The 2546-nt window shown below is 44.7% G+C and carries 3 protein-coding genes and 1 pseudogene; 1 reads left to right on the top strand and 3 read right to left on the bottom strand.

Annotation, left to right across the window (positions count from 1 at the left end; all coding sequences use genetic code 11):
- The 3 genes from ACE1CM_RS11490 to ACE1CM_RS11480 form a co-directional block, all read right to left on the bottom strand.
- On the bottom strand, positions 1-782 hold a 782-nt coding region (locus ACE1CM_RS11490), incomplete at its 3' end, for a serine/threonine protein kinase (RefSeq protein ID WP_374877601.1).
- A gap of 172 nt (positions 783-954) precedes the next feature.
- Positions 955-1080: a hypothetical protein gene (locus tag ACE1CM_RS11485; protein ID WP_374877599.1), complete on the bottom strand. Its 126-nt coding sequence runs from the start codon at positions 1078-1080 to the stop codon at positions 955-957.
- Between the two features lie 460 nt (positions 1081-1540).
- Positions 1541-1663 carry a hypothetical protein gene (locus tag ACE1CM_RS11480; RefSeq protein ID WP_374877597.1) on the bottom strand — a complete coding sequence of 41 codons (123 nt, stop codon included), beginning with the start codon at positions 1661-1663 and terminating at the stop codon, positions 1541-1543.
- A gap of 147 nt (positions 1664-1810) precedes the next feature.
- On the opposite strand from ACE1CM_RS11480, the pseudogene tnpA reads away from it, so the two are divergent.
- Positions 1811-2143 (top strand): annotated as a pseudogene (gene tnpA, locus ACE1CM_RS11475) (IS200/IS605 family transposase).
- Positions 2144-2546 lie beyond the last annotated feature (403 nt).

Below are 2546 nucleotides of genomic sequence, written 5' to 3'. Positions count from 1 at the left end.
GCGGTTTTTGCCATCAATTTCATTACGATGTCGGAAACCACTTGGGGAATCGCTGGTACAACCTCGCGTGGGGGAGTCGGTTTGCGGGCAATGTGACAGTGGACTAACTCCATCGCATCGTTAGATACAAAGGGAAGTTGCCCTGTCAGTAATTCGTAAAAGGTAACACCCAACGAGTAAAAATCGGTGCGGTAGTCGATACCCCGATTCATCCGTCCGGTTTGTTCCGGGGACATATAAGCTAGCGTTCCTTCCAAAACGTTAGGGTTAGTAATCTCCTGGGTTTCTCTAGGTAAGAGGGAGGAAATGCTAAAGTCAATTAGATTGACCTGCTTAGTTTGGGGGTTAATCAGAATATTCTGGGGCTTGATATCTTTGTGAATAACTCGGTATGAATATAGTCCTTCTATAATTTGGATAATTTGAATCGCGATCTGGAAAAATTCCTTGAGGGAATCAGAACATTTTCCCATGCCCTCCCCATTCCCCGATTGGTTCATTTCTTCAAACAGGGAAATACAGCCATTGTCTTCCATCACCAGAGCAAAACCATTTCCGTGGTTTTCCAGACTTAAATGTTTGACCACTCCTGGTAAATCAAGATTTTTAGCAATGGTATATTGATTGCGAAACTGCACCAGTTCATTAAAGGTCGGATACTCAGACTTAAGTAGTTTGAGCACCACAGGTTTTTGGTTTGTTTCAGAAACAGCGCGATAAACCAGGGTTCTGATACCAGAGTGGATCTGAGTAGTAATAGAATAACCGGGGATTTTAATCATAGTTAGCAAAAGGCTACAATAGGAGTTTTATCATAAATGAATCGTTGGTGACAATTTAAGCCTGTATGGGGTAAAGGTAGCTTCGCTGCAACGAAGTGGCACTCTTGTGGAGTCCTGCACCCAGCCCCCAGCGAGCAATCGCTCTCCCACATGAAATTCAAACCCCCAAATATTAGCTGGATTCCGTTTCTCCACTTCGTTGATGACAAAGTGCGACGTTTGCACCCGCCCCCATCTTGCCGCCGCTGATGGGACCAATGCCAAAGTTTCCACTTTGCCGGTAGACTTCGCCAGCCATGACTATTTTCCTTTCTGAAAGGTGAGGTCTTATATCAGTTTTAGCCTATTCCTCCAAACAAAATAATTATGGACAGCATTGCCAAAAGCTGAACTAGGCGGCAACGATGGTGACAGCAAGACTATTTATCCAAGGGTGTGGCAATACCCGCAACCAAATGAGCACACCCGCTATGCTGGGTCTCTGATGCTGTCAGTGGTGGAACTGGTTCACTATCTAGTGTTTGCGACTCAGCTTGCTGTCGCGTATGCATTTTACCACTTTTCTGACTCCTACTCTGGGCGTTGCGCTTCGCTATTCCTGGTTATGATGGCTCCTGTATTTCAAGTGCTTGCTGGAGCAATACCAGTCCTGATGCATGAATTTGACACTCTCATGGAAGACACCCGATCAGATTCTGCGGACAGAGAAGACTTAGGTTTTTGCCAAAGTCTAACTCTCGCTACGGTTGTCTAGCAAACTAAACCCCGTTGTTGTAGAGCTTGCCTGATTGTTGACAGAGGTAGTCTAGCAACGCTTGAGTTTCGGCGTCGGGGCGTAGTAAAACTTGCTGCACCCCCATAATATTTTTAGCTTTAGCCATCGATCTGGCCTGCGGTAATAGTTGATTTACTTATACTATGTAAGCGGTGTTAATCAGTGGTGACAAATCGACAAGACTATGCTGCTGCAAAAAGACTACCAAACTCATAATCACGTTAAATTTTTGGTTAATTATCACTAGGTATGGATTCCCCAGCGACGTAAAAAGGTTTTAGTTGGGGATATAGCAACAAGGCAAGAGACAAATTTTCCTCGACTTAGCGATAGAGAAGGGTTGGGATATCCTCGCTTGAGAGGTTGCTCCCGACCACGTTCACTTGTGAGTGAGCGTTAAACCTGTCGTACCCCTCACCTAGTTGTTAAGGCGTTTAAAGGACGCTCTAGTTACTATTTACGCAAAGAATTCCCCGAATTAAAAAAGCTGCCGTCCCTTTGGACTAACAGCTATTTTGTCAGTACTGCGGGAAACGTTAGTAGCGAGGCGATCAAGCGCTATATTGAAGCTTTGCACCACCGATAGATACTGAAATACCACAAAGTTAAAACCGCTCGTGTCGCTTCCCTCTGGGCACTAAAGTGTCTGAGGAACCCGCTTCCCGTGTTTTCTGATGAATGCCGGGGTGAATAGGGATGTTATTTAAAGGTTGAAACGGCTGTTTTTTTTCTCGAAAAGTCGAGGGGCTTTTTTGGCGAAGTACAAAGCTAAGACTTTGACGGTGCAACCCACAGCGCCAGCTCTATACTGTGAAACTCCCTATCGCCAATGATAACTAACTTATACTTTAGAGTAGATCTACCAAAACCTTTGGGTTTTAAAATAAAACCTTCAAATCAAGTTCCCTGTAAGAACTGTCGATACTTTTCGGGTAACTTTTATCTGAAATGTGCGGTACATCCTGGTACAGTCCTCACCAAAGAAGCGA

Source organism: Microseira sp. BLCC-F43 (assembly GCF_041929235.1).
GTDB lineage: Bacteria > Cyanobacteriota > Cyanobacteriia > Cyanobacteriales > Aerosakkonemataceae > Microseira.
Note: the sequence above shows the minus strand (reverse complement) of the source record. Positions and strands in the feature narration are given on the sequence as shown.

Coding starts and splice junctions, on each gene's coding strand:
- ACE1CM_RS11485 (WP_374877599.1), bottom strand. CDS start 1,080: ATGGCTGGCGAAGTCTACCGGCAAAGTGGAAACTTTGGCATTGGTCCC.
- ACE1CM_RS11480 (WP_374877597.1), bottom strand. CDS start 1,663: ATGGCTAAAGCTAAAAATATTATGGGGGTGCAGCAAGTTTTACTACGC.